At 67.6% G+C, this 22,433-nt stretch carries 24 protein-coding genes; 6 read left to right on the top strand and 18 right to left on the bottom strand.

The window, feature by feature from the left end:
* Positions 1-81: 81 nt before the first annotated feature.
* Positions 82-729 carry a MarC family protein gene (locus tag GEMRO_RS0107650; protein WP_051328816.1) on the bottom strand — a complete coding sequence of 216 codons (648 nt, stop codon included), beginning with the start codon at positions 727-729 and terminating at the stop codon, positions 82-84.
* A gap of 27 nt (positions 730-756) precedes the next feature.
* Positions 757-1,509, bottom strand: coding sequence for an SDR family NAD(P)-dependent oxidoreductase (locus GEMRO_RS0107655; RefSeq protein WP_027133520.1), 753 nt, complete (start codon positions 1,507-1,509; stop codon positions 757-759).
* Positions 1,510-1,674: 165 nt separating this feature from the next.
* Here GEMRO_RS0107655 and GEMRO_RS0107660 point away from each other — a divergent pair, with 165 nt between their 5' ends.
* Entirely contained in the window at positions 1,675-2,061 is a 387-nt protein-coding gene (locus tag GEMRO_RS0107660; RefSeq protein WP_027133521.1) for a hypothetical protein, read from the top strand.
* A gap of 92 nt (positions 2,062-2,153) precedes the next feature.
* A complete protein-coding gene (locus GEMRO_RS28305) occupies positions 2,154-3,002 on the top strand; it encodes a lysophospholipid acyltransferase family protein (RefSeq protein WP_169728337.1) in 849 nt (282 codons plus the stop codon).
* 7 nt (positions 3,003-3,009) lie between these two features.
* Here GEMRO_RS28305 and GEMRO_RS28310 read toward each other — a convergent pair whose 3' ends face one another.
* Positions 3,010-3,669 (bottom strand): thermonuclease family protein, encoded by a 660-nt coding sequence (locus tag GEMRO_RS28310; RefSeq protein ID WP_051328818.1) that lies wholly within the window; start codon positions 3,667-3,669, stop codon positions 3,010-3,012.
* Between the two features lie 97 nt (positions 3,670-3,766).
* Complete coding sequence (locus tag GEMRO_RS0107675; RefSeq protein WP_027133522.1) at positions 3,767-4,381, bottom strand: pyridoxamine 5'-phosphate oxidase family protein; 615 nt, start codon at positions 4,379-4,381, stop codon at positions 3,767-3,769.
* Positions 4,382-4,545: 164 nt separating this feature from the next.
* Between GEMRO_RS0107675 and GEMRO_RS0107680 the strand changes: the two genes are divergently transcribed.
* Positions 4,546-4,923 (top strand): PH domain-containing protein, encoded by a 378-nt coding sequence (locus tag GEMRO_RS0107680; RefSeq protein ID WP_027133523.1) that lies wholly within the window; start codon positions 4,546-4,548, stop codon positions 4,921-4,923.
* Positions 4,924-4,946: 23 nt separating this feature from the next.
* Here GEMRO_RS0107680 and GEMRO_RS0107685 read toward each other — a convergent pair whose 3' ends face one another.
* From GEMRO_RS0107685 to GEMRO_RS0107735, 11 genes are all read right to left on the bottom strand, one after another.
* Positions 4,947-5,423 carry a glutathione peroxidase gene (locus tag GEMRO_RS0107685; RefSeq protein WP_027133524.1) on the bottom strand — a complete coding sequence of 159 codons (477 nt, stop codon included), beginning with the start codon at positions 5,421-5,423 and terminating at the stop codon, positions 4,947-4,949.
* Positions 5,420-6,766: an aldehyde dehydrogenase family protein gene (locus GEMRO_RS0107690; RefSeq protein ID WP_027133525.1), complete on the bottom strand. Its 1,347-nt coding sequence runs from the start codon at positions 6,764-6,766 to the stop codon at positions 5,420-5,422. Before GEMRO_RS0107690 ends, GEMRO_RS0107685 begins: the two co-directional genes overlap by 4 nt.
* On the bottom strand, positions 6,747-7,709 hold the full coding sequence (gene ispH, locus GEMRO_RS0107695) for a 4-hydroxy-3-methylbut-2-enyl diphosphate reductase (protein ID WP_035484921.1): 963 nt from the start codon (positions 7,707-7,709) through the stop codon (positions 6,747-6,749). The genes GEMRO_RS0107690 and ispH overlap by 20 nt, the downstream gene beginning before the upstream one ends.
* Positions 7,706-8,983: a hydroxysqualene dehydroxylase gene (locus tag GEMRO_RS0107700; RefSeq protein ID WP_027133527.1), complete on the bottom strand. Its 1,278-nt coding sequence runs from the start codon at positions 8,981-8,983 to the stop codon at positions 7,706-7,708. Before GEMRO_RS0107700 ends, ispH begins: the two co-directional genes overlap by 4 nt.
* Complete coding sequence (locus GEMRO_RS32500) at positions 8,980-10,632, bottom strand: squalene/phytoene synthase family protein (protein WP_051328819.1); 1,653 nt, start codon at positions 10,630-10,632, stop codon at positions 8,980-8,982. The genes GEMRO_RS0107700 and GEMRO_RS32500 overlap by 4 nt, the downstream gene beginning before the upstream one ends.
* Positions 10,629-11,762 carry a glycosyltransferase gene (locus GEMRO_RS0107710; protein ID WP_027133528.1) on the bottom strand — a complete coding sequence of 378 codons (1,134 nt, stop codon included), beginning with the start codon at positions 11,760-11,762 and terminating at the stop codon, positions 10,629-10,631. The genes GEMRO_RS32500 and GEMRO_RS0107710 overlap by 4 nt, the downstream gene beginning before the upstream one ends.
* On the bottom strand, positions 11,759-12,556 hold the full coding sequence (locus tag GEMRO_RS0107715) for a lysophospholipid acyltransferase family protein (RefSeq protein ID WP_035484924.1): 798 nt from the start codon (positions 12,554-12,556) through the stop codon (positions 11,759-11,761). The genes GEMRO_RS0107710 and GEMRO_RS0107715 overlap by 4 nt, the downstream gene beginning before the upstream one ends.
* Positions 12,553-14,070 (bottom strand): phytoene desaturase family protein, encoded by a 1,518-nt coding sequence (locus GEMRO_RS0107720; protein ID WP_027133530.1) that lies wholly within the window; start codon positions 14,068-14,070, stop codon positions 12,553-12,555. Before GEMRO_RS0107720 ends, GEMRO_RS0107715 begins: the two co-directional genes overlap by 4 nt.
* 16 nt (positions 14,071-14,086) lie before the next feature.
* Positions 14,087-14,503, bottom strand: a complete 417-nt coding sequence (locus GEMRO_RS28320) for a DUF2141 domain-containing protein (RefSeq protein WP_035484926.1) — start codon at positions 14,501-14,503, stop codon at positions 14,087-14,089.
* Positions 14,500-16,062: a phytoene desaturase family protein gene (gene crtI, locus GEMRO_RS0107730; protein ID WP_027133531.1), complete on the bottom strand. Its 1,563-nt coding sequence runs from the start codon at positions 16,060-16,062 to the stop codon at positions 14,500-14,502. The genes GEMRO_RS28320 and crtI overlap by 4 nt, the downstream gene beginning before the upstream one ends.
* A 227-nt stretch (positions 16,063-16,289) precedes the next feature.
* The gene (locus tag GEMRO_RS0107735; protein ID WP_051328820.1) at positions 16,290-17,435 is read right to left on the bottom strand and encodes a sulfotransferase family protein; all 1,146 of its coding nucleotides are present in this window, start codon (positions 17,433-17,435) and stop codon (positions 16,290-16,292) included.
* Positions 17,436-17,638: 203 nt separating this feature from the next.
* Here GEMRO_RS0107735 and GEMRO_RS0107740 point away from each other — a divergent pair, with 203 nt between their 5' ends.
* Positions 17,639-18,076, top strand: a complete 438-nt coding sequence (locus GEMRO_RS0107740) for a CBS domain-containing protein (protein WP_027133533.1) — start codon at positions 17,639-17,641, stop codon at positions 18,074-18,076.
* Positions 18,077-18,130: 54 nt separating this feature from the next.
* On the opposite strand, the gene GEMRO_RS0107745 is transcribed toward GEMRO_RS0107740, so the two are convergent.
* Entirely contained in the window at positions 18,131-18,796 is a 666-nt protein-coding gene (locus tag GEMRO_RS0107745) for an OmpA family protein (RefSeq protein ID WP_027133534.1), read from the bottom strand.
* Between the two features lie 209 nt (positions 18,797-19,005).
* On the opposite strand from GEMRO_RS0107745, the gene GEMRO_RS33355 reads away from it, so the two are divergent.
* Positions 19,006-19,527: a cupin domain-containing protein gene (locus GEMRO_RS33355; RefSeq protein WP_084506672.1), complete on the top strand. Its 522-nt coding sequence runs from the start codon at positions 19,006-19,008 to the stop codon at positions 19,525-19,527.
* A gap of 64 nt (positions 19,528-19,591) precedes the next feature.
* Here the strand turns inward: GEMRO_RS33355 and GEMRO_RS34140 are convergent, their stop codons facing one another.
* Positions 19,592-19,744 (bottom strand): hypothetical protein, encoded by a 153-nt coding sequence (locus tag GEMRO_RS34140; protein ID WP_157505502.1) that lies wholly within the window; start codon positions 19,742-19,744, stop codon positions 19,592-19,594.
* Between the two features lie 49 nt (positions 19,745-19,793).
* Here GEMRO_RS34140 and GEMRO_RS33360 point away from each other — a divergent pair, with 49 nt between their 5' ends.
* The gene (locus GEMRO_RS33360; protein WP_084506674.1) at positions 19,794-20,675 is read left to right on the top strand and encodes a GNAT family N-acetyltransferase; all 882 of its coding nucleotides are present in this window, start codon (positions 19,794-19,796) and stop codon (positions 20,673-20,675) included.
* A gap of 92 nt (positions 20,676-20,767) precedes the next feature.
* Here GEMRO_RS33360 and groL read toward each other — a convergent pair whose 3' ends face one another.
* Complete coding sequence (gene groL / locus GEMRO_RS0107765) at positions 20,768-22,408, bottom strand: chaperonin GroEL (RefSeq protein WP_027133536.1); 1,641 nt, start codon at positions 22,406-22,408, stop codon at positions 20,768-20,770.
* Positions 22,409-22,433: the final 25 nt, after the last annotated feature.

Genomic DNA, 22,433 nt, shown 5'->3' on the forward strand with positions numbered 1-22,433 from the left:
CAAAAAAGCAATCAATTCTTAACGAATTCGACATTGGTCGCCGCCGGCTGATGCAGCGGGGCCACAGCAGCTTCAGGCGGATCAGAGGCCGAAGGCGCGCTTGATGCCGTCGATGATGAACTGCACCGCCAGCGCGGCGAGCAGCAGGCCGAGCAGGCGCGAGAAAACATTGATCAGGGTGGCGCCCAGGTAGCGCTCCAGCCGGCTGGCCAGGAACAGGGCGATCGCGACCACCAGGATGCTGGTCAGCAGTGCCGAGAGCACCGCCAGCTGGCCTGGCCAGGAGCCGGCCTTGGCGCCCATGTGCAGGATCACCGTGGTGATGGCACCCGGCCCCGCCAGGAGCGGCACCGCCAGCGGGAACACCGAGATGTCGGGGACCTGCTCCTCGACGGCCCGCTCCTCCGCGACATGACCGGCGGTGTTCTCGCGGCGCTGGCTGCGCCGCTCGAACACCATCTCCAGCGCCACCAGCAGAAGGAGAATGCCCCCGGCGATGCGGAACGCGGGAATGCCGATCCCGATCGAGGTGAGCAGGTTCTCGCCCAGCAGGGCGAAGGCCACCAGCACGCCGGCCGCAATCAGCGTCGCCTTCAGCGCCATGCGCTGCCGCGCCACCTGGTCGGCTCCCCGGGTCAGCGCGATGAAGATCGGCACCAGACCCAGGGGATCGACGATCACCAGGAAGGCGACCAGGGCGGTGGCATAGGTCGCCAGCAGATCGGCCATCACCACCGCCTCGTCCGCCGGCCGGGATCAGTAGGTGGTGCGGCCACCGGACAGATCGAACGTCGCGGCCGTGGTGAAGCTGTTGTCCTCGGACACCAGCCAGGCGACCATCGCCGCGGCCTCGTTGACGTCGACGAAGCGGCCGCGCGGCACCTTGGAGAGCATGTACTTCACCTGGTCCTCGGTGATCTGGTCGAGGATCCGCGTCTTGGCCGGCGACGGCGTCACGCAGTTCACCGAGATGTTGTAGCCGGCCAGTTCCTTGCCCAGCGACTTGGTCAGCGCGATCACGCCCGCCTTGGCGGCGCTGTAGGGGGCCGCGTTCGGGTTGCCTTCCTTGCCGGCGACCGAGGCGACGCTGACGATCCGGCCGTAGTTCTGGGCGATCATCAGCGGCACCACGCAGCGGCAGCACCAGAAGACACCGGTCAGGTCCACGTCGATGACCTGGCGGAGCGCATCCACCGGGTATTCCCACAAGGGCGCGGCCGGACCCGCGATGCCGGCATTGTTGACCAGGATGTCGATGCCGCCGAGCGCTTCCACCGTCGCCTTGGTCGCCGCCTCGACCGTTTCCAGCGAGGTCTGGTCGACGCAGGCGCCATGCACCTTGCCGCGCTTGTGCAGGTCGTGGATCGTCAGCTGCAGGGCGTTGTCGTCGCGGTCCCAGATGGAGACCGACGCGCCGCTGTCGAGCAGGCGCTCGACCACCGCGCGGCCGATCCCCTGGGCGCCGCCGGTGACGACGGCGCGGCGGCCGGCGAGGTCGATTCGATTCATCGAGTACTACTCCCTGAGAACAAGCTTCGCCCCATCTTCCCAGGTCCGGCACGCTGCTCGCAAGGGACAAGCGCAAGGTGGCCGCCCCATCCTGCCGTCGCTTGTCGGGTCTCCCGCCCCTGCCTAGAAGGGAGCCCTGGCTGAACTCCCGAGGTGGATGCCCCCATGGTGGCTGCGGTCCCTTTGCTGATCCTCGTCGTCGGGGCCTATAATTTCATGGCGCTCACCGGTGCGGGGGTCGACTGGCAGTTGTTCAGCCTGGCCCTGCCCTCCGGCGCGCTGCTGCCCGTCCGGTTCGGCGACCTGCTGGTGACCGCCGGCATCATCCTCCTCTACCTGGAGATCTGGAAGAGCACCCGTACCGACCGCAGCTCGATCATCGACCACCTCCTGTCGATGGTCCTGTTCGTGGTGGTGCTGATCGAGTTCCTGCTGTTCGAGAGCTTCGGCACGACCGTGTACGCGATCATCCTCTGCCTGACCTTCGTCGACGTGATCGCCGGGTTCACCGTGTCGATTTCCAGCGCCAGGCGGGACGTGGAGTTCCGCTGACGGAAGGCATGGCAGCCGGCGCCGTCTGCTACCGGGTTGTCACGATCCGGGGGCATAAGGACCTTATCGCCCCGAAGGTCCGGACGGCCACGATGCCAAGCGTCGATCATTTCAGCTATGCCGACCGTCATCACCACTTGGTCCAGCGCCTGGCGATCCGTGGGATCGAGCGCATGACCGGGCAGCCGCGCCTCAAGCGCCTCTACGAGGAGCACCGCACCAGTCCGGCCCAGGGCGAGGACTTTTGGCATGGCGCCATCCGCCGCCTCGACCTGCGCGTCCGCTATGACGAGGCTGCCCTTGCCCGCGTTCCCGCCGAGGGGCCGCTGGTGGTGGTGGCCAACCACCCCTATGGCGTGCTGGACGGGCTGGTGATAGGCTGGCTGCTGGCCAAGCGGCGGCAGCGCTTCAAGATCCTGGTCCACAGCGTGCTCTATCGAGTCGAGGCGATCCGCGACCACCTGCTGCCGATCGATTTCAAGGAAACCGAAGAAGCCCTGCGCACCAACCTCGCCTCGCGGCTGGAAGCGCGCGCCATCCTGAAGGAGGGCGGCTGCGTGGCGATCTTCCCGGGCGGCACGGTCAGCACTTCGGAAAAGCCGTTCCTGTCGGCGGTGGATCCGCGCTGGAAGCCGTTCACCGGCCAGCTGGTCCAGTCGGCCCGGGCCACGGTGGTGCCGGTGTTCTTCGAGGGCCAGAACTCGCGGCTCTTCCAGCTTGCCAGCCAGATCTCGACCACGCTGCGCCTGTCCCTGCTGTTCAAGGAGGTCGCGGCGCGCATGGGCACCGAGCTCGGCGTGCGGATCGGCCAGCCCCTCGCCTTTGAGGACCTGCCGAACTTCCCTGACCGTCAGGCGTTCGCCGACTGGCTACGCGAGCAGACCTACCGCCTGGGCCCGCCCCAGTCCCAGGGTCGGCTGATGCTGCCGCTGCCCGACTGATCTGGGTTCAGCCGGTCGGGCGGCACAGCGCCTCGCAGGGGATGCCATCGCCGTCGCCGTCCATCCCGCCGACACCACAGCGGCTCACCACCTCCATGGCCGCGGCGCAGGAGGTCAACTGGCTGCAGCGTGGCGCCGGGCTGCAACCCGAACGTTCTGCGGTTGCTGATCGCGGCTGCTCGCCGGCGCGCCAGAGCCAGGGAGCCTTCGGGGCCGGAGCCGACCACAGCCCCAGGCCACGGCTGCGGGCATAGTTTTCCGCCTCGCGCAGGGCAGCACTCCGGTCGTAGCGAGTGAACTGCCAGGCATGTCCTGCCTGCACCAGTTGTTGGCCGACATCGCGCCCCTGCACTTCCAGCCGCGCCACCAGCCGGCCATAGCGGTCGCGCTCGGTCGGACGGACGTCGACCTCGCGGCCCTCGACCATGACGCGCAGCGCGACCCGAGCCGCGTGACCGCCCGGCTGGTCGCGCTCCGGCGCATCGATGCCGGCCAGCCGCACGGTGATGATCTGGCCGTCGCGAAGCACCCTGACCGTGTCCCCGTCGATCACCCGCTCGACATGGGCCGGCCAGCTCCAGGCCGGCATGGAGAACAGGCAGAGCAGCAGGGCAAGGAAGATACGCAGGTCGGCGGCCCCAGGATGGAGGTGTGGCTTGGCCTCCATCCATAGGCGAAACTTTCCAGCGCACCAGTAGGCTTTATCCTACTCGAGTACGCTTGGCTTGCCTGGACATGCGGGTTGTTCGAGGCACCCAGAGCGCTCAGTAGAGCTCCCGCCGATAATTGTCGTCGATGGCCTCATCGGCCTGCCCGGCATCCACCCCGGCGATCTGGTCGGCGATGATCCGGCCAAGCGAGGGAAACGACTTGCGGTCCTGGCGCGCATCCGGATCCCACAGCCGCGAACGGATGAAGGCCTTGGCGCAATGCATGAAGACCTCGTCCACGTTCACGACCAGCGCCGACAGGGCCGGCCTGCCCTGGACGGCGAGGTCCTCCAGCAGGGCCGGGTCGCGGCTGATCCTGGCCCGCCCGTTCACCCGCAGGGTGTCGTCGAAGCCCGGCACGATGAACAGCAGGCTGACATTGGGCTGGCTCGCCACGTTGGACAGCGAATCGATGCGGCGGTTGCCCGGACGGTCCGGCACCGCCAGCGTCCGGTCGTCCAGCACCCGCACGAAGCCCGGGGGATCGCCGCGCGGGCTGACGTCCTGCCGGCCGCTGGCGTCCGCGGTCCCAAGCACCAGGAAGGGCGAGCGCGCGATGAACGCCCGCGCATGCTGGTCCAGCCGCGCCATCACCTTGTCGCGGGCGAGCGTGGAGACCTCGCCATAGCTTTCCCGAACTTCCTCGACGGTCAACGCAGGTTCGGTCATCTCGTCCCTCTCCGCTGCAGCGGTCTCATTTCGCCACAGGCGAGCCGATCGGGGCAAGCCCGGCTACCAGCCGGAGGAAATCAGCCGGCAGGCCTGGGCGCGGGTCCCGATCGCGCCATGTCCTTCCATGACCTGTGCCAACCTGATGGAAAGTACCCGCCTCCGTGTCGATCCTGTCCGGCCTGCTGGGCCATGCCAGCGCCTTCGAGCCTGCCGAGGCGCAGGCGGAGTATGCCCGCCTGCTTGCCGATGGCGAAGTCGTGGAAGGCGCGTTCCGGCTGGTCCGGGACGTCATTCTGTTCACCGGCCGGCGGATGATCTTCATCGACAAGCAGGGGCTGACCGGCCGCAAGATCGAGTACATGTCGATCCCCTACCGCAGCATCGTGCGCTTCTCGATCGAGAGCGCCGGTCACTTCGACCTGGAGGCCGAGCTCAAGATCTGGGTGAGCGGCAGCGCCGAGCCGATCCAGCGGACCTTCAACCGCAAGCTCGACGTCTATGCGCTGCAGGCGGTCCTGGCCGGCTATGTCGGGCGCTGAACCGCGACCCGGCCCTCAAGCGTTCAGAGAAGCTTCTCGATGGCGCCCCGCAGCAGCATGGGCGGGGTAAACGGCGCGAAGCGGCGGACCGGCCGGCCCGTCCGGTCGATCAGGAACTTGGTGAAGTTCCAGCGGATCCTGGGCCCGGCCAGCCCCGGCAGCGCCGCGGTGAGGTCCTTGAACAGGGGATGCGCGCCGGCACCCTCGACCTCGACCTTGGCAAGCACCGGAAAGGTCGTCCGATAGCGCGCGGTGCAGAAGCCCTGGATCTCCCCGTCGTCGCGCGGCTCCTGCTGGCGGAACTGGTTGCAGGGAAAGGCCAGGACCGACAGCCCGCGCGGGCCATAGGTCTCGTGAAGCGACTGCAGGCCTGTGAACTGGGGCGCGAAGATGCATTGGCTGGCAGTGTTCACCACCAGGACGATCCGGCCGGCATGCTCGCTCATGGCATAGGCGCTTCCGTCAGCGCGCCGCGCCACGTGATCCAGCAGTCCGGTCATCCTGTCTCGTTCCGTTTCGCCTTGTCGGGAAGCAGCCTTGCCAGCAGCCGCGCGGTGGTGGTGCCATAAGGCGGCTGGCCGAGGGCCGCTAGGCTGAATCGCGGCGCGCGCACATGCGCCTTCAGGTTGGACAGGGCGTCGAACCCTGCCTGGCCGTGGTAGCGGCCCATCCCCGAGGCGCCGACGCCGCCGAACGGCAGATCGGCCATCGCGGCATGCAGGATGGTGCCGCCGACCACCAGGGCGCCGGCCGGGACCTCGTGCAGGAAACGGCCTTCGGCTGCCCGGTCGCGGGTGAACAGGTAGGTCGCCAGCGGTGCGTCCTGCTTCCTCAGGCGGTCGATCACCCGGTCGAGGTCGCCCAATTCATGCACCGGCAGGGTCGGGCCGAAGATCTCCTCCCGCACCAGGGGCGAATCGGCCGGAGGATCGACCACGATCGTCAGCGCCCCGTCCTGGAGATGCTGCGCCCGTCGATGCGGCACGACCCGGGTGCCCAGGCCCGCCGGGAAGTGGCGCCGGATCGCTGCCTCCAGGATCGGCACGAACCGCTCGGCCGGAACGCCCGCCAGCAGGACATGGTCTGGGGCGATGCAGGTCTGGCCGGCATTGAGGCCCTTGCCGGTGACGATGGCGCTGGCCGCGGCCTCCAGGTCGGCATCCGGCAGCACCACCGCCGGGCATTTGCCGCCGAGTTCCAAGGTAACCGGCACCAAGTTGGCGGCGGCGGCGACGGCGACCTCGCGGCCGCGGGCGGTGCTGCCGGTGAAGATCAGGTGGTCCATCTTCTGCTGGGCGAACGCACGGGCGGTCTCCGGCCCGCCCAGCACCGTCTGGACGATGGTGGGGCCAAGGCAATCCTCAAGAAGACGCTGGATCTCCAGCGCCGTCCGCGGCGTGTGCTCGGACGGCTTCAGCATCACCCGGTTGCCGGCGGCGAGCGCGCCGGCAACCGGCGCCAGGGACAGGAGGAACGGGTAGTTCCATGGCGCCATCACCCCCACCACCCCCAGGGGCTGCGGCACGATCCAGGCGCGCGCCGGCCAGAACGGCAGGCCGACCGGCACCCGGCGCGGCTTCGCCCAGCGCCCCAGGTTCTGGCGCGCGTGCCGCAGCATCGAGACCACGCCCAGCACTTCGCCGAACAGGGTCTCCTCGCGCGACCGACCCTGGAAATCGGCATTGGCGGCCTGGACGATGCGCTCCTTGTAGGCCAGCACCTCCCGTTCGAGCCGCGCAAGCAGGTCCTTGCGCTCGGGGATGCCCAGCGGACCCTGGCTGCGCTCGCTCAGGCGGAGGATAGCCAGCGCCCGGGCGCATGGATCAGGAAGCGGAGCGTTCATCGAGTTCCGCGAAGCTGACGGGATGGAGGCGTGGCGAGCGTTCCTTCTCTCCGACCTCGCGCACGGTCACGTCATAGGTCCGGGCGATCCGGGCGATCGTTTCCTGCACGATCGATTCCGGCACCGACGCGCCGGCCGTCAGGCCCACCGCCGCCTGCCCCTCGACGAAACTCATCGGCAGTTCCGTGGCGTCGCCGATCAGCAGCGCCTTGCAGCCCGCGGCGTCGGCCAGCTCGCGCAGGCGGTTGCTGTTGGAACTGCTGGTGTCGCCGCACACGATCACCCGATGCACGGTCCGGCTCAGCAGGGTGACCACGTTCTGGCGGTTCTGGGTGGCGTAGCAGATCGTGCGCGTATCCGGCCCGGTGATGTCCGGGAAGCGTGCCCGCAGCGCGTCGATGATCCGGCGAGCCTCGTCGACCGACAGGGTGGTCTGCACCACATAGGCGAGCCTACTGGTGTCCTCGACGACCAGGTCCTCGACCTCCGCCACGCTGTCGACCACCTGCACCTGACCCTGGCAGCGGCCGACGATGCCCTCGACCTCAACGTGGTTTCGATGGCCGATGACGATCAGGGTGCGGCCCTGCGCGACCTGCCGCTGCGCCTCGTGATGGACCCGGCGCACCAAGGGGCAGGTCGCATCGACCACCCGCAGGTTCCGGCGCTTCGCTTCCTCCTCGACCTTCGAGGAGACGCCATGGGCGCTGAACACGACGATGCTGCCCTCGGGCACCTCGGACAGTTCCTCGACGAAGCGGGCGCCCCGGCTGGCAAGACGACCGACCACCCGCTCGTTGTGCACGATGGCATGGCGGACATGGACGGGCTGGTTCGGCGGCGAGCGGTCGAGCGAACGCTCGACTGCCTCGATCGCACGCTCCACGCCGGCACAGAAGCCCCGCGTGCTCGCCAGCACGATCTCGATCTTCGGCTTGGTCATGCGGTGACCTCCCGCTCGACGGTCCGGAGAGTGCCAGACGACTGGATATGCCTGCCGACCGCCCCGACTGCCGCATGCGCGGCCTGCACCGCAGCTTCGATGGTCGCAGGCAGTCTGGTCGTCCAGTCGCCAGCCAGTGCCAGATTGGCCAGGGGTTGGCGTTCTGGTGGCCCGGCCAGCAGATAGGCCGGATCCTGTCGGGGCGTCGCCATCCGCTCCTTCACCACGCTCACCCGCTCTGCCCCAGCCCCGGTGATCTCGATCCCGCAGCGCCTCGCGGTGGCATCCACCTCCGGCCAGACCCGGGCAGCAAGGTTGGCGGCCGGCTCGTCCACGACGCCTCCGGCAGCCGAGATCGTGATGCTGATCATCCCGGGGCGGACCAGCATCCACTGGGCCAGGCCGCCGGTCAGGCCGATGAAGCGGACCGGCCCCCGGCCCTCATGGGGAAAGTGCAGGTTCACGATCGGCTCGAAGTTGGTGGGAACCTCAAGGTCCGGAAGCGCCAGCGACGCCGCCTGGGGCGGTATGGCCACGATCACCCGGTCTTCTTTCCCGAGCTCCAGCACGTTGCCGCCCACGAACGCCAATGCCGTGGCCCGACCATCGACCTGCCGGATGCCCTGGAGCCGTCGGCCAAAATGGATCTGGCCTTGGCGCAGGACAGCGTCCTGCAGCGGTTGGACCAGATCGGGACCGAGGCCGGTCCGGGCGACCATGAGGCGCGCGTTGCCGGGCCAGAGCAGTTGCTGGAACACCCGCGCCAGGAGCCGCGCCGAGCCATGGGCCGACGGCGTGTTGAGTACCGCCGCGGACATCAGCTCGAGGAGTTGCGTCAGCCCGGGCGAATCGCCGGCAGCGGACGCAACGGTTTCTTGCGGGCTCCTCCAGAGGCGCGGCGCCAGGCGGAGCAGATCGTTGACACGCACGCCCGCAGGCCGCCGCCGGCGGCCGAGCCACGACCAGGGCGACAACCCCACGATTTGCACAAGCGAACCCGGGAGGTCGACGATCGGCAGGCCGGCCGGCTCCGGCTCGATCCAGCGATCGCGCGCGCCGACGGCATCGAGCAGCTGCAGCGCGGCTCGATTGGCGCCAAGAAGGACATGGGTGCCATTGTCGTGGGAACGACCACCGCGCCGGATCGTCCGACAGCGGCCGCCGGCCTGCGGGCTCGCTTCGTGGACCGACACTCGCCAGCCTTGTCGGCCTGCCAGGAACGCCGAGGTCAGGCCAGCGATGCCGGCGCCGATCACGTGCAGCTGGCCGCTCATGCCGCCTCCTGGGTCGCAGCCAGCCAGGCCAGCCGTACCTTCTCGACCGGTCGCAGGCATGCCTTCGGGGCCTGGAGGTTCCAGCCGACGAGGCGCATCCGGGCCAGAAGCGGCCGGTAGCTCCACAGCATCAGGAGAGCCGGCTTGAGGACCCTGCGGTCGCAGTCCTCCAGCTGCCGTTCCGCCTCGACGAACGCCTGCTCGGCCTCCTCGGCCAGGGCACTCCAGGCCAGGGCAAAAGCCGGATCCGCGATGACCGCCGAGGCCTCTGCGTGCCCGATGCCCAGGGCAGACAGACGAGAGGCCGGGAAATAAACCCTGTCCCGCCTGGCATCCTCCGCGACATCGCGCAGGATGTTCACGAGCTGCAGGGCCCGCGCCAGAGACAGGGCGAAGCCGTCGGCCTGCCTGGTGCCGAAGATCCGCACCGACAGAAGGCCCACCGAGCCGGCGACCGCACGCCAGTAGAAGTCCAGTTCACCCTGGTCGGCCAGCCGCAGCCGCTCCACCGCGTCCATCGACAGGCCATCAAGCAGGAGACGCAGCTCGGCCACCGGCAGGTCGAACTGGTCGATAGCAAAGGCCAGCTCGCGGCCGATCGGCGTCCGCGGGCTGCCGCCAAGCCGTTCCAGCTCACGGCGCCAGCCATCCAGGAAGCGCAGGCGCTCCTCTGCCGGGGCGGCGCCGTCCGCCAGGTCGTCCGCGGCCCGGCAGAAGGCGTACACCGCATGAAGGCCGCGCCGGCGCTCTCCGGTGAGGCTACGGATCCCGAAGCGGAACGAGGTGCCGGACTGCCGCACGATTCGCCTGGTGATCTCCTCATCGGACGAAGACGGGCGAAGCAGCGCTGCGGGCAGGACACGCCCGATCTTGTCGACGGCGCTCAGGCGGACCGGCTGCTCGACCGGATCGTTGCGGCGCAGCCGTGCCGACAGGGCGTGGGCGCAGGCCAGGGTCAGCCTGGCCTGGACGCGCAGGCGGGGGCTGACAATCCGGCTTGGCAGGCAGGCGGCATCGTCCAGCATGCTCTCAACCTGATCGAGCGCCGCATCCAGCACCTCCCGCCGGGCCGTGCTGGGTGCCCTGTCGAAGAAGCGCTGTTCACCGCCCGCCCGCTGCAGCCAGGGCAGCGGCAGATACACCCGGTCCAGCAGACGACGATCCTCGCTTAGATCCTGCAGATGGTTGAGGATCTGCAGCGCCATGCACAGCGCATCCGCGGGAGCATCAGCAGGAGCGGCCTCGCCGTGGATGCGCAGCAGGAACCTGCCCACCGGCACCGCCGACAGTTGGCAATAGCGCAGGAGTTCGTCCCAGTCCTGGTAGCGCTTCTGGACAGCATCCTGCGCGAAGGCCTGGAGAAGGATTCTGGCTTCCGCCAGGCCGGTGCCGAAGCGGGCCTCGGTGTCGAGCAGCGCTGCCGCCAAGGGATCGGCAGTGCGCCGGTCGTCGAGCTGCGCTTCCATCATGCGCAGCCGCCGCAGCTTGGTCTCCGCAGGCAGGTCCGGTGCATCGGCGATGTCATCGGCGCGCCGAACGAAGCGGTAGAAGCTCATCACCGCACCGCGCACGGGAGCCGCCAGGGCCAGAGATGCCACCGGGAACTGTTCGGTGGCAGCGGTCTTGGGCGGCGTCATCGCAATGCTCACGGCGCAGCCTCGCTCGGGTAGCTGCGCCCTTTCCAGCCAACCGACCGACCGGTGCCCCCCCGGATCAGGGCATCCCACTGAATGGCCAGCGCCACCAGCACGCAGAGAGGGTGCAGCGGCACCGACAGGAACGGCTCGCGCGCGAACAGGGTGATCAGGAGACGGCTGCCCATCGAGGCCAGCACCGCGGCGAGCGGCAGAGAGATCGGACCGCCGGTCATCAGGGCTACGAGCAGGAGGACCCAGGGCAAGACATGGCCACCCAGGAGCAGGAAGGTCCAGACCGGCAGCGCCCGTGGCGTCGCCATGCCTTCCCGCGCGTTCTTGACGAAGCCCTCCCAAGAGGTACGCAGGCCGTCATACATCCGGCAGGTGGCGAGCCGGCTGCCCTCGATCAGGTCGGTCGGGTAGCCGTTCTCGCGCAGGAGCCTCGCCAGCTGCAGGCCGTCGTGGCGACTCCAGCGCACCGCGCCATGCCCGCCGACCTGCCGGTAGGCCCGGCGGTCGAACAGGAGCAGCTGCCCGCAGGCCGCCGCGAACGATGGATCCGGGCTGCGGCGCATCATCGGCACCGGCAGGTAGCCGTAGATCAGCAGGTTGATCATCGGCACGGTCAGGAGTTCGCCCAGGCTCGCCATGCGCTGCCGGGGCACCGCGCTGACCAGGGATGCCCCCCTGTCCTGGGCATGAGCGGCCATGGCCGCGATGGCATCGGGGGCCAGCCGCACATCGGCGTCCATGAACAGGAAATGGCTGCCCTCCGCCTGCTCGGACAATCGCTGGCAGACATGGGCCTTGCCGCCCCAGCCTGGCGGAAGTGGCGGAGCTTCGAGCAGGCGAACCCGCGGATCGGCGGCGGCATGGGAGCGGACGATGGCAGCAGTGTCGTCGGACGAGCCGTCGTCCATCACCAGGATGTCGATGTCGACACCCTGGCTGGCACGGACCGCATCCAGGGCGGGCCCGATATTGCTCTCCTCGTCGCGTGCCGGGATAAGAACGGAGACGCTTGGCAGGGGCAGGGTGCCGGCTGATCTGCGCCCGGCGGAGGCCAGGACCCATCGGTTCACGAGGCAGAGCATGACCGGCAGGGCGGCCAGGACCAGGGCCAGCCAGGCCAGCGCCGTCATGGCCGCTGCTCCAGATGGCCGGGCTGGAACCGCTCGCCATGGAGGCGGGCGCGCAGGCGGCGCCACAGGTCATAGATCCCGCCGATGCCCTGCCGGCCTTCGATCAGCGGCACGAAGCGGCTGGCATCGCGGCTGATCGCATCGCCGGCCAGGCGATCCATGGTGGCCGCAAGGGCCTCCTCCAGGGCCGTCAGCCGTGACGGCCGTGGCAGGTCGAGGAGATCCCGGGCGGCGACCGGCTGCCCGAATGCCACCAGCGCTTCGGCTCCCCGTTCGCTCCAGAAGCTGTAGTCGATCGCCAGGGGGACGAACCATGCATCCGGGGCATGCTCCGGCAGATGCGCCACGCCCGCCCGCAGAGCCACCGGGCGCCGGCGCACGTCCTGGAAGCTGCCCTGGGCGGTGATCCAGAGGGCATGCCGGGGAAGGCTGAGGATCGCGCGGGCCCGGCGCAGGAACTCGACCGCGCCGCGCCGGCTCTCCAGATCCAGACCAAACGCCCCCATCCGGCCGAAGAAGCGATATTTCGCCAGCATCGCCGCGTCGATCGGGGCAAACGAGACATGGGTGGGGGCGAGTTCCCGGGCGAGCAGGATGTACAGCACCGCATCCCACCAGGAAGGATGGTTGCTGTAGATCACCAGCGGCCGCTCGCTATCGGTCGAAAGCTGGCCCCAGCGCGCGATCCGCAGCGCGTTCATGTGCCGGCGGAAGAAGCGCTCGAACTGCCGTGCCATGAAGGCCCACAGCACAGCCGAGCGCGGCGGCAGGGCCTGGCTCGGCGGGGTGGTCATGAAGCTCGGTCCATCGGCCTGCTGCGGGCATCGGCATCGAGCGAGTCGGCTGCGATCCAGCCGGACATCATCACCATCGGCATGCCAGGCCCAGGGTGGGCGGAGCCGCCGGCGAGATAGAGGCCCTGGACCTGTCGGCTGCGGTTGCCGGGCTTGAAGGCCCCCAGGAACTTGCCATGGCTGGCCAGGCCATAGATCGCACCATTCAGCACCTTGTAGCGCTCGTGGATATCCTGCGGCGTCAGATGCCGCTCGAACACGATCCTCTCCTCCAGCCCCTTCATGCCGCCAGTCCGCTCCAGCTTGTCGATGATGGTGCGCCGGTAGGCGGGGAACATCTCCTGCCAGTTCTGGCCCGGCCGCAGGTAGGGCGTGTGCACCAGGACATAGAGCGCCTCGCCGCCGGGCGGCGCCACGGCCGGATCGGTGATCGCCGGGGCCGCGATGTAGCAGGTCGGGTCAGGAGCAGGCAGACCATGCTTGTAAATGTACTCGAACTCTTCATGCGGATCGCGTGAAAAGACGAAATCGTGATGCGCCAGGTGCTCGTAGCGCCGGTTCAGGCCAAGATAGAGCACCACGCCGGAGCAGGCCGGCTCGAAGCCCTTGCGGTCGTAATGCTGGCCCGCCGCGCCGCCGACCAGCTCGCGATAAGTACGGATCGCATCCATGTTGGAAACGACCGCATCGACCGTCTCCCGCCCGGTGGCGGAGCCGACCGCGCGCACGCGGCCGTTCTCGATCTCGATACCGGTGACATCCTCGCCCAGCCGGAACCGGCATCCGAGTTCGGTTGCCAGCTGCTGCAGCGCCTTGGCGACCGCTCGGGTGCCACCCCTTGGATACCAGACGCCATCGGCCGCCTGCATATGGCCGATCGCGCACAGCACCGCAGGCGATCCATAGGGCGAGGAGCCGACATACTGGGTGAAGTGATCGAGCATCTGGGCCAGGCGCTCGTCCTTGACCTTGCTCCGGATGGTGCCGGCGACCGAGCTGCCCATGCGCAGCGACAGCACGTCGCGCAGGGTGGCGGGATTGAAGTTCTTCTTGAAGTCCATGGTGTCGAACAGGTCTTCGACCGACTTCCAGAAGAAGAACCGCTCGGAGATGCCGTGCAGGTTCTCCGCGAGGTCCTGGAACGCCCGGTAGCCTGTTCCCGCCCCGCTCCCCGGCGCGAACGTGTCCATGGCGCCAGCCATCGTGTCGACGTCCTGCAGCAGGTCGATCTTGCTGCCGTCCTCGAAGAAGCAGCGCCATTGCGGGTCCAGCCGGACGAGGTCCAGATGGTCGGAGAGACGGCGGCCGGCCTCGGCGAAGATCCGTTCCAGGACCCGCGGCACGGTCAGGATCGTCGGCCCCATGTCGAAGCGGAAGCCCTGCTCCTCCAGGACCGCCGCCTTGCCGCCCGCCCAGTCGTTCTTGTCGAACAGCACGACCTCGTGGCCCCGCGCACCCAGCACGCAGGCAGCCGCCAGACCGCCAAGGCCACCACCGATCACCGCTACCTTCATTGCCCGCCGCCTTTGCCTAGCCGCCGCCGAACAGCGGCTTGACCGTCACCTCGACCGTCATGTCGCCGTTCAGGTCGAACAGCGCTTCGGAAAAGACGGGCGGGCTGAACCGGCCAATGTCGTTGCTGAAACCGTAAGGCTCGGTCGGCAGACCGAGCATGTTCTTGTTCAACGCGCCGTCTCCGTCCACGTCCTGGTAGACGGCGATCGCGTATCGTCCTGGGGACAGGTCAGGAAACAGGACGTCCAGCCCAGGCGGCATCGCAGCCCGGCTGGCACCGTGCGGACAGCCTTCAATATCGAAGCTGGCGTCGCAGACCGCGATCTGGATCTGGCCGGCGGCTTCTTTCACGCCCGACACCCTGACGGTCAGGCTGTCGGCCAGAGCCGGCTGCGCCGCGATCAGCAGGACAAAGGCCAGGACCGGCTTCATGCCGCAGCCTCCACCGGCTGTTCGGCGGCATCGGCCAGCGGCGAATCGTCCAGGATCGGCATGTCCCGATGGTCGATTCCCAGATCCTCAAGCACGAGACGCGCGCTGATCCGGGCACCCTCGAAGATCACCGGCAGGCCGCTGCCAGGATGGGTGCCGCCGCCCACGAGATAGGTACCGGGCGCAAAGCGGTTGTGTGGCCGGAACCACAGCATCTGGCGCAGATCGTGCGCAAGGTTGAAGGTCGCTCCCTGGCCGACGCTGTAGGTGGACTGCCAGTCCTCCGGGGTCACCACCCGCTCGAAACGGACCCGCCTTTCCAGATCGGGCAGGCCGATGGAGCGAAGGCGCTCGAACACCAGCCGGCGGTAAGCCGGCAGTTCCGCCTGCCAGTCGATACCGGACCGCAGGTTGGGGACCGGGACCAGGACATAGAGGCTGGCATGGCCTGGCGGCGCCATCCCGGCATCCGTGAAGCCCGCATGCTGCAGGTAGATCGACGGCCGGCGCGACAGGATGCCGGTCTCGATCTCCTTGATGTTCCGCTCGTAGTCCTCCGCCAGCAGGATCGTATGATGGTCGATCCCTTCGACCTCGCCCTCGATGCCCAGGTAGAACATCAGGGTGGAGCAGGACAGTCGGGCACGCCCGATCTTGCGGTCGCTCCACTTGCGGCGGTGGATTTCTGGAACGAGGTCGCGGATCGCCCCGGCGAAATCGGCGCCGATCACCACCCCATCGACCTCCTGCCTCCCCTGAGCCGTATGAACTGCCCGCGGCCGGTCGTTCGCGTACTCGATCCGCTCGATCGCGGTGTCCAGGGCAATCCGCACGCCCATGCGACGGGCCAGCTTCGCCATTGCCTCCGACACGGCGCCGCAGCCTCCCATCGGATGGAAGACGCCATGCTCATGCTCGAGAAAGCTCAGGATGGTGAACAGGCTCGGGCAACGGAAAGGCGACATGCCCAGATATTTGCTCTGGAACGAGAAGGCGAGGCGCACCCTAGGGTCGGCAAAGTGGCGGCGAAGATCGGCATCCACCGAAGTGAACGGTCGCAGCTTGCCAAGCGCACCGATCACCTCGGGATGCAGATAATCGGTCAGGCTGGTGAACGGCCGTTCCAGCACGGGACGGAATGCCTGGAGCTTGGCGCGATTATCCTCCAGGAAGCTCGGCAGCTTGGCGGCATCGTCCGGCGACAGCGTGGCGATGTCGCGGCGCAGCTGCTCATGGTCCGCGGAGGCCCGCAGGTCTCCGCCGCTTTCGAAGACCAGATGGTAGAGCGGATCGAGCCGGCGCATGTCGACCAGGGCGTCAAGATCGGCGCCGCAGGTTGCGAAGATCTCGCGCAGAACCCGGGGATAAAGAAAGAAGGTCGGTCCCAGGTCGAACCGGTAGCCCCCCGGAGCCCTGACGGTACGGGTCCGGCCGCCCACCGTGTCCGCCTTCTCGAACAGCGTGACCTTCAGCCCGGCTCGAGCGATCAGGAGCGCAGCCGCCAGCCCGCCCGGACCGGCACCGATCACTGCGATATGGAAATTCGCCCTGTTCACCATGCTTCAGGCCCGGAGCCTCCAGGATCGTGCACGAGGCCGGGATCATTCCGTCCACCGCTCTCAAACGCCGAACTAAGCCGGAGGTACGAAGAGGCAAGGACAGGCCGGGAAAAATTTTAGCTACTCAGGACTAGATCCTGCTCAAGCATCCACAGAATTCTACTTTTCGCCTACTTCCGCTTTAAGGCCAAAACACTCGCATACGTCGACAGTGCGACGCCGGATCATCATGTTGCCGCGATTTCGGGAATTTTATAGTTCCAGCGATCGATGAAGGGCTGCCATCGCGCCTGTACCTGGGCGATCTGACCAGAATCAAACCTGCGCGGTGCCTTCCGGTATGCGCGTACGCTGTCCAGGTAGGATGCGAAGCGAGGTTTTGCCGTCTCGTACCCGTCCAGGTGCAATGTAGCGAAGATGCGCTGCAACTCGTCCAGGGGCGCCCTCTCAAAATCCTCGAATCGCACGGAGCAGAAACTGCCCTCCTCCAGGCTCTCGGCTTCCTCCAGCAGTGCCGTCATCAGACGGGGATAGGTTGCGAGGACGAGGTCGTTGGCATCGATTGCATGGTCCTGGATGGCCAGTTCGCGGAACAGCGTCGCGAACATCCGGACCGCCGATGCATGCACGTCGAACGGGTTGCGGTGGACGTGGATGAACTTCGCATCAGGCCAGATCGAGCGCAGCAGGCCGATCCGTGCACCGTGCACCGGATTGCGGATCAGAAGCGGTCGCCTCCCCTGGTGCACGGTCATCTTCGCGACGTAGCGATGCAGCAGCCGCTTCCATTGCTCGATGTCATCGTGGCCGGCTCCGTCAAAGAACAGGCCACGCCCGATCCAGTCGGCCGCACGATCGGGGAAGTAGATTCCATGATAGAAGGACCAGGCCGACATGTTCGCGATCGCGAGCTCGTCTTCCTGCGGCAGTTCGGATCCGAGCGGCACATCATCGATCAGACGGGTCCGAGGATAGAACTGCTCGATGAATGGCCGCACCAGCCGGCCGAGGCCAAGGGCTTCGTGCGGCAGGCCAACGCAGATCGGCGGCAGGATTCCGAAGCCGTCGTGGCGGCTCAGCACGTTGCTCAGATGGGTCGTACCGCTGCGCCAGTACCCCACCACGAAGATCGGCGCCGGCAGGTCGTGCGATCTGAGGAACAACCTGCTCCCCGCCGCTTCCAGGAGGGTGAACGGCAGGCGCGTCAGGGCCGAGGCCAGCGCCAGCAGCGGAACGTGCAGGCGGCCCAGCGGAACGCCGCCGCTCCGGATCAGCACCGCGCACAAGGTCGCAAGGTCGGCCCCGCCCAGCGGATGGAATACCCGGTGGGCGCGTCCCGATCCTCGGCTCGCCGGCTGCGGCAGGTGCAGCATCGATGCTCCCAGAGAAAGTCAGCCCACGATCAAGGCTCAGCCTTGTACCCCTGGCCCACCATAAGGTTCCGGAGCGAAGCGACCTCCCTATCTCGGGAGCCGCGGGGTGCGGCACCGCCAACGATGCCAATTGTCTTGTCCATCAGGGCCTCCCACGATCAAACTGCGATCCAGCCGCAGAACAAGAACGGGGAGATCGTCCGATGAACGTCGAATCGATCCTGGCGGGCAAGGGCAGGGAAGTCTGCACCATCAGGCCCGACACCCTGATCGTGGAGGCGGTTCACCGCATGCGCGGCGAGCGGGTGGGCGCGCTGGTGGTTTCCCAGGATGGCGCCCGGATCGTCGGGATCATCTCGGATCGCGGAATCATCGAGGCGATGGCCGATCGCGGCACCGAGGTGATGGACGACCAGGTCGCCAGCGTGATGACCCGGGAGGTGGTGACCTGTTCCGCCCGGGACGAGGTCAGCGCGATCATGGCGACGATGACCAACCGGCGCATCCGCCATCTCCCGGTGGTGACCGAGGACGGCACGCTCTGCGGCATCATCAGCATCGGCGACGTGGTGAAGCACCGGATCGACGAGATCCAGTTCGAGGCGGAGGCGATGCGCGAATACATAGCCGGCGGGCGTTGATCAGCCCCGAGCCATGGCAGGCCCACAGGAGCGGCGCCCCTGTGGACCTGGACGTCAATTGCCCTGGACGAGAATCTCCACCCGGCGGTTCATCTGCCGGCCGGCTTCGGTTGTGTTGTCCCCGACCGGATCTGCCTTGCCACGTCCCTGGGCTGTAAGCCGCCCGGCGGGCACGCCATCGGTAACCAGGGCAGTACGGACCGCTTCGGCGCGCCGCTTGGACAGATCAAGATTGTAGCTCTCGGAGCCACGGCTGTCGGTGAAGCCGGTGATCGTCGCGCGGGACTCCGGATAGGCGTTCAGGACCTCGGCGATCTTCTGGAGCGTGGGCTCGTAGCCCGGTTGCAGCACGGCGCTGTCGAAGGGGAACATCACCTCGGACGGCATCACCAGCTTGAGCGCATCCTGCCGGACCCGCTGGATCTCCACCTGGCGGGACTGCGTCTCCTGGGCGAGTTCCTTGCGGAACTGCTGCTCCTGGCTGTCGAACATGTAGCCGATGCCGCCGCCCACGGCGGCGCCGATCGCAGCACCGATCGCCGTGCCCTCGCCCTTCACCCCTTTATGACCAAGGATGTTGCCGAGCACGCCGCCGATCACGGCGCCGGCGACCGCGCCGGTCGCCGTCTTGGTTCCGGGCTGCGCCGCGCCGTCCGGCCCCTGCGCGCACCCGCCAACCGCCAGTGCGAGCCCCAAAGTTCCGACCGCCAGGATCCTCACCCGTTCACTCCGTTGGTTCCGGTTCGCCGCCCGTCTGTCATGGAAACAGGCATGCTTCATTCCTCGGTTCGGACGCTATCTTTTCCGGTGCACAACGACCAGGGGGTCCTGGCGAGCAGGGTCCATGCAGCCTAGATCGCTCCTGCTGAGCAAGGCCTTGGCACACCTTGCGGCGCACCGCTGGAAGATACCACGAAGGGAGAACAGCCATGCACCCGACCACCGAGGGCTTCCATGTTCTTCTGTTCAAGGATGCCGGCGCCATCCCCAACAATCCCGGCCTTCCCTTGATCTGGTGGCAGGCGGCGCTGCCCCCTGCTCCAGGGCCAGAAGCTTTCGAGCAGCTGTTCGCCCGGAATGGATGGACCCAGTCCTGGCGCAACGGCATCTTCGATTATCCGCACTTCCACTCAACCAGCCATGAAGTCCTGGGGATTGCCCGAGGATCGGTGCGGGTGCGCCTGGGTGGCGCCACGGGCACTGAGGTCGAATTGCAAGCTGGCGATGCGGTGGCGATACCGGCAGGTGTCGGCCACCAGAACCTTCGCGCTTCGGCGGATCTGCTGGTGGTCGGCGCCTATCCCTCCGGAGCCGAGGTGGATCTTCTCCGAGATGCCGGAGCCGATACCCAGGCCCGCGACCGGATCGCAGCGGTTCCGGTTCCCCGGTCCGATCCGGTGGAAGGAGAGGATGGGCGCCTGCTGCGGCATTGGGCAGCCGCGAGAAACTGACGATCCTCAGCGTCTCTCTCAGCAGGGGCGGCAGCGCCGCGCACCACGGGCGCGGTACCGCAGGTCACCGCAGCCACGCCACGACCATGTCCAGCAGCACGCCGATGGCCAGCAGAGGTGTCCCGGCATAGAGCACGATCATCAGCGCCCCGTGGATAGTGAGGCGCGGGGACGGGATGCGGCGATCGATGCCAGGAGACAGCTTGTGCTTCCTCATGCCATGAGATTATCAACCAGAAGGTGAAATCATCAATGGCATATCTTACATGCTGGATGTCGCTGGCTGGGATCGGCTTGCTCGCGCCGGCGGGCGGGTGCCGCTGCAGCAATCAGCTGTGTACGGCCAGGCTCTAGCCGCAGGGGGACGTCGGGTTGCCCGACTGCCGATCGGAGAGGAACAGGGCGTCCAGGTCGTCGAGCGGAGCTGGGCCGGAATCCGGGTTGTCCTGGCAAGCCGCGGCCCGATCGGTGCGGGCACCCATCGGGCTGAGCATCCGGAGGAAATCTTCCGGGCGATCCGCGCGCATTTCGGCCGGTGCCTGCTCCTTTGGAGCCCCCAGCATCTCGGCCCGCAAATGGAAGCCTGTCGCCCGGTGGTCACCGGCTATGGCACCGTCTGGGTCAGGCTTCCTCCTGACCCTCAGGAGCTGCGCCTGGCGCTGGACGGCAAGTGGCGCAACCAGCTCCGTCGCGCCGAGAAGCAGCGCCTGGCGGTCCGGGAAGTGCATCGGGGACCGCCGGTCGAATGGCTGGCGGCACGTCATGAGGAGCATCGGCAGGCAAAAGGCTACAGGGCACTGCCGGTCACGTTCCTGCAACGGATGGCGGAGCTCTCGCCCGGCTGCCGCGAGCGGCTCGTCCTGATCGCGGAACTGGAAGGGCTGCCGGTCGCCGGAATCTGGCTGCAGGTCCACCACGGCTCCGCCACCTACCTGATCGGCTATGCCGACGAGGCAGGGAGGAGAAGCGATGCGATGCGCCTCCTGCTCTGGCGCGGCATGCTGGCGCTGCAGCGGCAGGGGATCGGCTGGCTGGACCTGGGAGGCATCGCGACCGACCGCGCGCCAGGCCTGTCGCGCTTCAAGCTGGGACTGGGAGGTGCCGTGACCATCGAGGCCGGCACCTATCTTCGCCCGCTGTTGCGATGAACGCGAAGAGGCCCGCGGAACACCGCGGGCCTCTCCACTCGGACCGGGCGACGCATGGCCGCCCAGTCCCTGAACTCGACCGGTAAAACCGATCAGAAGTCCATGTCGCCCATGCCGCCGCCCGGGCCGCCGGCCGGCATCGGGGCGTCCTTCTTGGGCTTCTCGGCGATCATCGCCTCGGTGGTGATGAGCAGGCCGGCGACCGAGGCCGCATCCTGCAGCGCATGACGCACCACCTTCACCGGGTCGATGATGCCCTTCTTCACGAGATCACCGTACTCGTGGGTCTGGGCGTCGAAACCAAAGCTGGTGTCGGTGCTCTCGAAGATCTTGCCGATCACGATCGAGCCGTCGACGCCGGCGTTCTCCGCGATCTGGCGAGCCGGCGCCTGCAGCGCCTTGCGCACGATCTCGACACCGACCTTCTGGTCGCTGTTGCCAGCCGCCAGGTTGTCCAGCGCCTTGAGCGCATACAGCAGCGCCGTACCGCCACCAGGAACCACACCCTCCTCGACGGCGGCGCGGGTCGCATTCATCGCATCGTCGACGCGATCCTTGCGCTCCTTCACCTCGACCTCGGTGGCACCGCCGACGCGGATGACGGCGACGCCGCCAGCCAGCTTCGCCAGACGCTCCTGGAGCTTCTCGCGGTCGTAGTCCGAGGTGGTCTCCTCGATCTGCGCCTTGATCTGCGAGATGCGGCCCTGGATCTCGGACTTGTCGCCCGAGCCGTCGACGATGGTGGTGTCTTCCTTGTTGATCACCACGCGCTTGGCCTTGCCGAGCATCTCGAGCGTGACGTTCTCGAGCTTGATGCCCAGGTCCTCGGACACGACCTGACCGGCGGTCAGGATGGCGATGTCCTCGAGCATGGCCTTGCGACGGTCACCGAAGCCCGGCGCCTTGACGGCGGCGATCTTCAAGCCACCACGCAGCTTGTTCACCACCAGGGTCGCGAGCGCCTCGCCCTCGACGTCCTCGGCGATGATCAGCAGCGGACGGCCGGACTGCACGACGGCCTCGAGGACCGGCAGCAGCGGCTGCAGGGTCGACAGCTTCTTCTCGTGGATGAGGATGTAGGGCTCCTCGAGGGTGGCCCGCATCTTCTCGCTGTCGGTGATAAAGTACGGCGACAGGTAGCCGCGGTCGAACTGCATGCCCTCGACGACGTCGAGCTCGGTGTCGAGGCTCTTGGCCTCCTCGACCGTGATCACGCCCTCGTTGCCGACCTTCTGCATGGCCTCGGCCAGCATCTTGCCGATCTCGGTGTCGCCATTGGCCGAGATGGTGCCGACCTGAGCGATCTCCTCGCTGGTGGTCACCTTCTTCGCCCGGGACTTCAGGTCGGCGACGACGGTCTCGACCGCCAGGTCGATGCCGCGCTTCAGGTCCATCGGGTTCATGCCCGCGGCCACCGACTTCGCACCCTCGCGCACGATGGCGGCGGCGAGCACGGTCGCGGTCGTGGTGCCGTCACCGGCCATGTCGTTGGTCTTCGAGGCCACTTCGCGCACCATCTGCGCGCCCATGTTCTCGAACTTGTCGGAGAGCTCGACCTCCTTCGCGACCGTCACACCGTCCTTGGTGATGCGCGGCGCGCCGAAGCTCTTCTCGATGACCACATTGCGGCCCTTCGGACCCAACGTGACCTTCACGGCGTTGGCGAGGATCTCGACACCGCGCAGCATCTTGTTGCGCGCATCGGTCGAGAACTTGACGTCTTTGGCAGCCATGGATGTTCTTACCCGTATAAGGTGA

Origin of the sequence: Geminicoccus roseus DSM 18922 (assembly GCF_000427665.1) — a bacterium.
Taxonomy (GTDB): Bacteria; Pseudomonadota; Alphaproteobacteria; order Geminicoccales; family Geminicoccaceae; genus Geminicoccus; species Geminicoccus roseus.

Coding starts and splice junctions, on each gene's coding strand:
- GEMRO_RS0107650 (WP_051328816.1), bottom strand. CDS start 729: ATGGCCGATCTGCTGGCGACCTATGCCACCGCCCTGGTCGCCTTCCTG.
- GEMRO_RS0107655 (WP_027133520.1), bottom strand. CDS start 1,509: ATGAATCGAATCGACCTCGCCGGCCGCCGCGCCGTCGTCACCGGCGGC.
- GEMRO_RS0107660 (WP_027133521.1), top strand. CDS start 1,675: ATGGTGGCTGCGGTCCCTTTGCTGATCCTCGTCGTCGGGGCCTATAAT.
- GEMRO_RS28305 (WP_169728337.1), top strand. CDS start 2,154: ATGCCAAGCGTCGATCATTTCAGCTATGCCGACCGTCATCACCACTTG.
- GEMRO_RS28310 (WP_051328818.1), bottom strand. CDS start 3,669: ATGGAGGCCAAGCCACACCTCCATCCTGGGGCCGCCGACCTGCGTATC.
- GEMRO_RS0107675 (WP_027133522.1), bottom strand. CDS start 4,381: ATGACCGAACCTGCGTTGACCGTCGAGGAAGTTCGGGAAAGCTATGGC.
- GEMRO_RS0107685 (WP_027133524.1), bottom strand. CDS start 5,423: ATGACCGGACTGCTGGATCACGTGGCGCGGCGCGCTGACGGAAGCGCC.
- GEMRO_RS0107690 (WP_027133525.1), bottom strand. CDS start 6,766: ATGAACGCTCCGCTTCCTGATCCATGCGCCCGGGCGCTGGCTATCCTC.
- ispH (WP_035484921.1), bottom strand. CDS start 7,709: ATGACCAAGCCGAAGATCGAGATCGTGCTGGCGAGCACGCGGGGCTTC.
- GEMRO_RS0107700 (WP_027133527.1), bottom strand. CDS start 8,983: ATGAGCGGCCAGCTGCACGTGATCGGCGCCGGCATCGCTGGCCTGACC.
- GEMRO_RS0107710 (WP_027133528.1), bottom strand. CDS start 11,762: ATGACGGCGCTGGCCTGGCTGGCCCTGGTCCTGGCCGCCCTGCCGGTC.
- GEMRO_RS0107715 (WP_035484924.1), bottom strand. CDS start 12,556: ATGACCACCCCGCCGAGCCAGGCCCTGCCGCCGCGCTCGGCTGTGCTG.
- GEMRO_RS0107720 (WP_027133530.1), bottom strand. CDS start 14,070: ATGAAGGTAGCGGTGATCGGTGGTGGCCTTGGCGGTCTGGCGGCTGCC.
- GEMRO_RS28320 (WP_035484926.1), bottom strand. CDS start 14,503: ATGAAGCCGGTCCTGGCCTTTGTCCTGCTGATCGCGGCGCAGCCGGCT.
- crtI (WP_027133531.1), bottom strand. CDS start 16,062: ATGGTGAACAGGGCGAATTTCCATATCGCAGTGATCGGTGCCGGTCCG.
- GEMRO_RS0107735 (WP_051328820.1), bottom strand. CDS start 17,435: ATGCTGCACCTGCCGCAGCCGGCGAGCCGAGGATCGGGACGCGCCCAC.
- GEMRO_RS0107740 (WP_027133533.1), top strand. CDS start 17,639: ATGAACGTCGAATCGATCCTGGCGGGCAAGGGCAGGGAAGTCTGCACC.
- GEMRO_RS33355 (WP_084506672.1), top strand. CDS start 19,006: ATGCACCCGACCACCGAGGGCTTCCATGTTCTTCTGTTCAAGGATGCC.
- GEMRO_RS34140 (WP_157505502.1), bottom strand. CDS start 19,744: ATGAGGAAGCACAAGCTGTCTCCTGGCATCGATCGCCGCATCCCGTCC.
- GEMRO_RS33360 (WP_084506674.1), top strand. CDS start 19,794: ATGCTGGATGTCGCTGGCTGGGATCGGCTTGCTCGCGCCGGCGGGCGG.
- groL (WP_027133536.1), bottom strand. CDS start 22,408: ATGGCTGCCAAAGACGTCAAGTTCTCGACCGATGCGCGCAACAAGATG.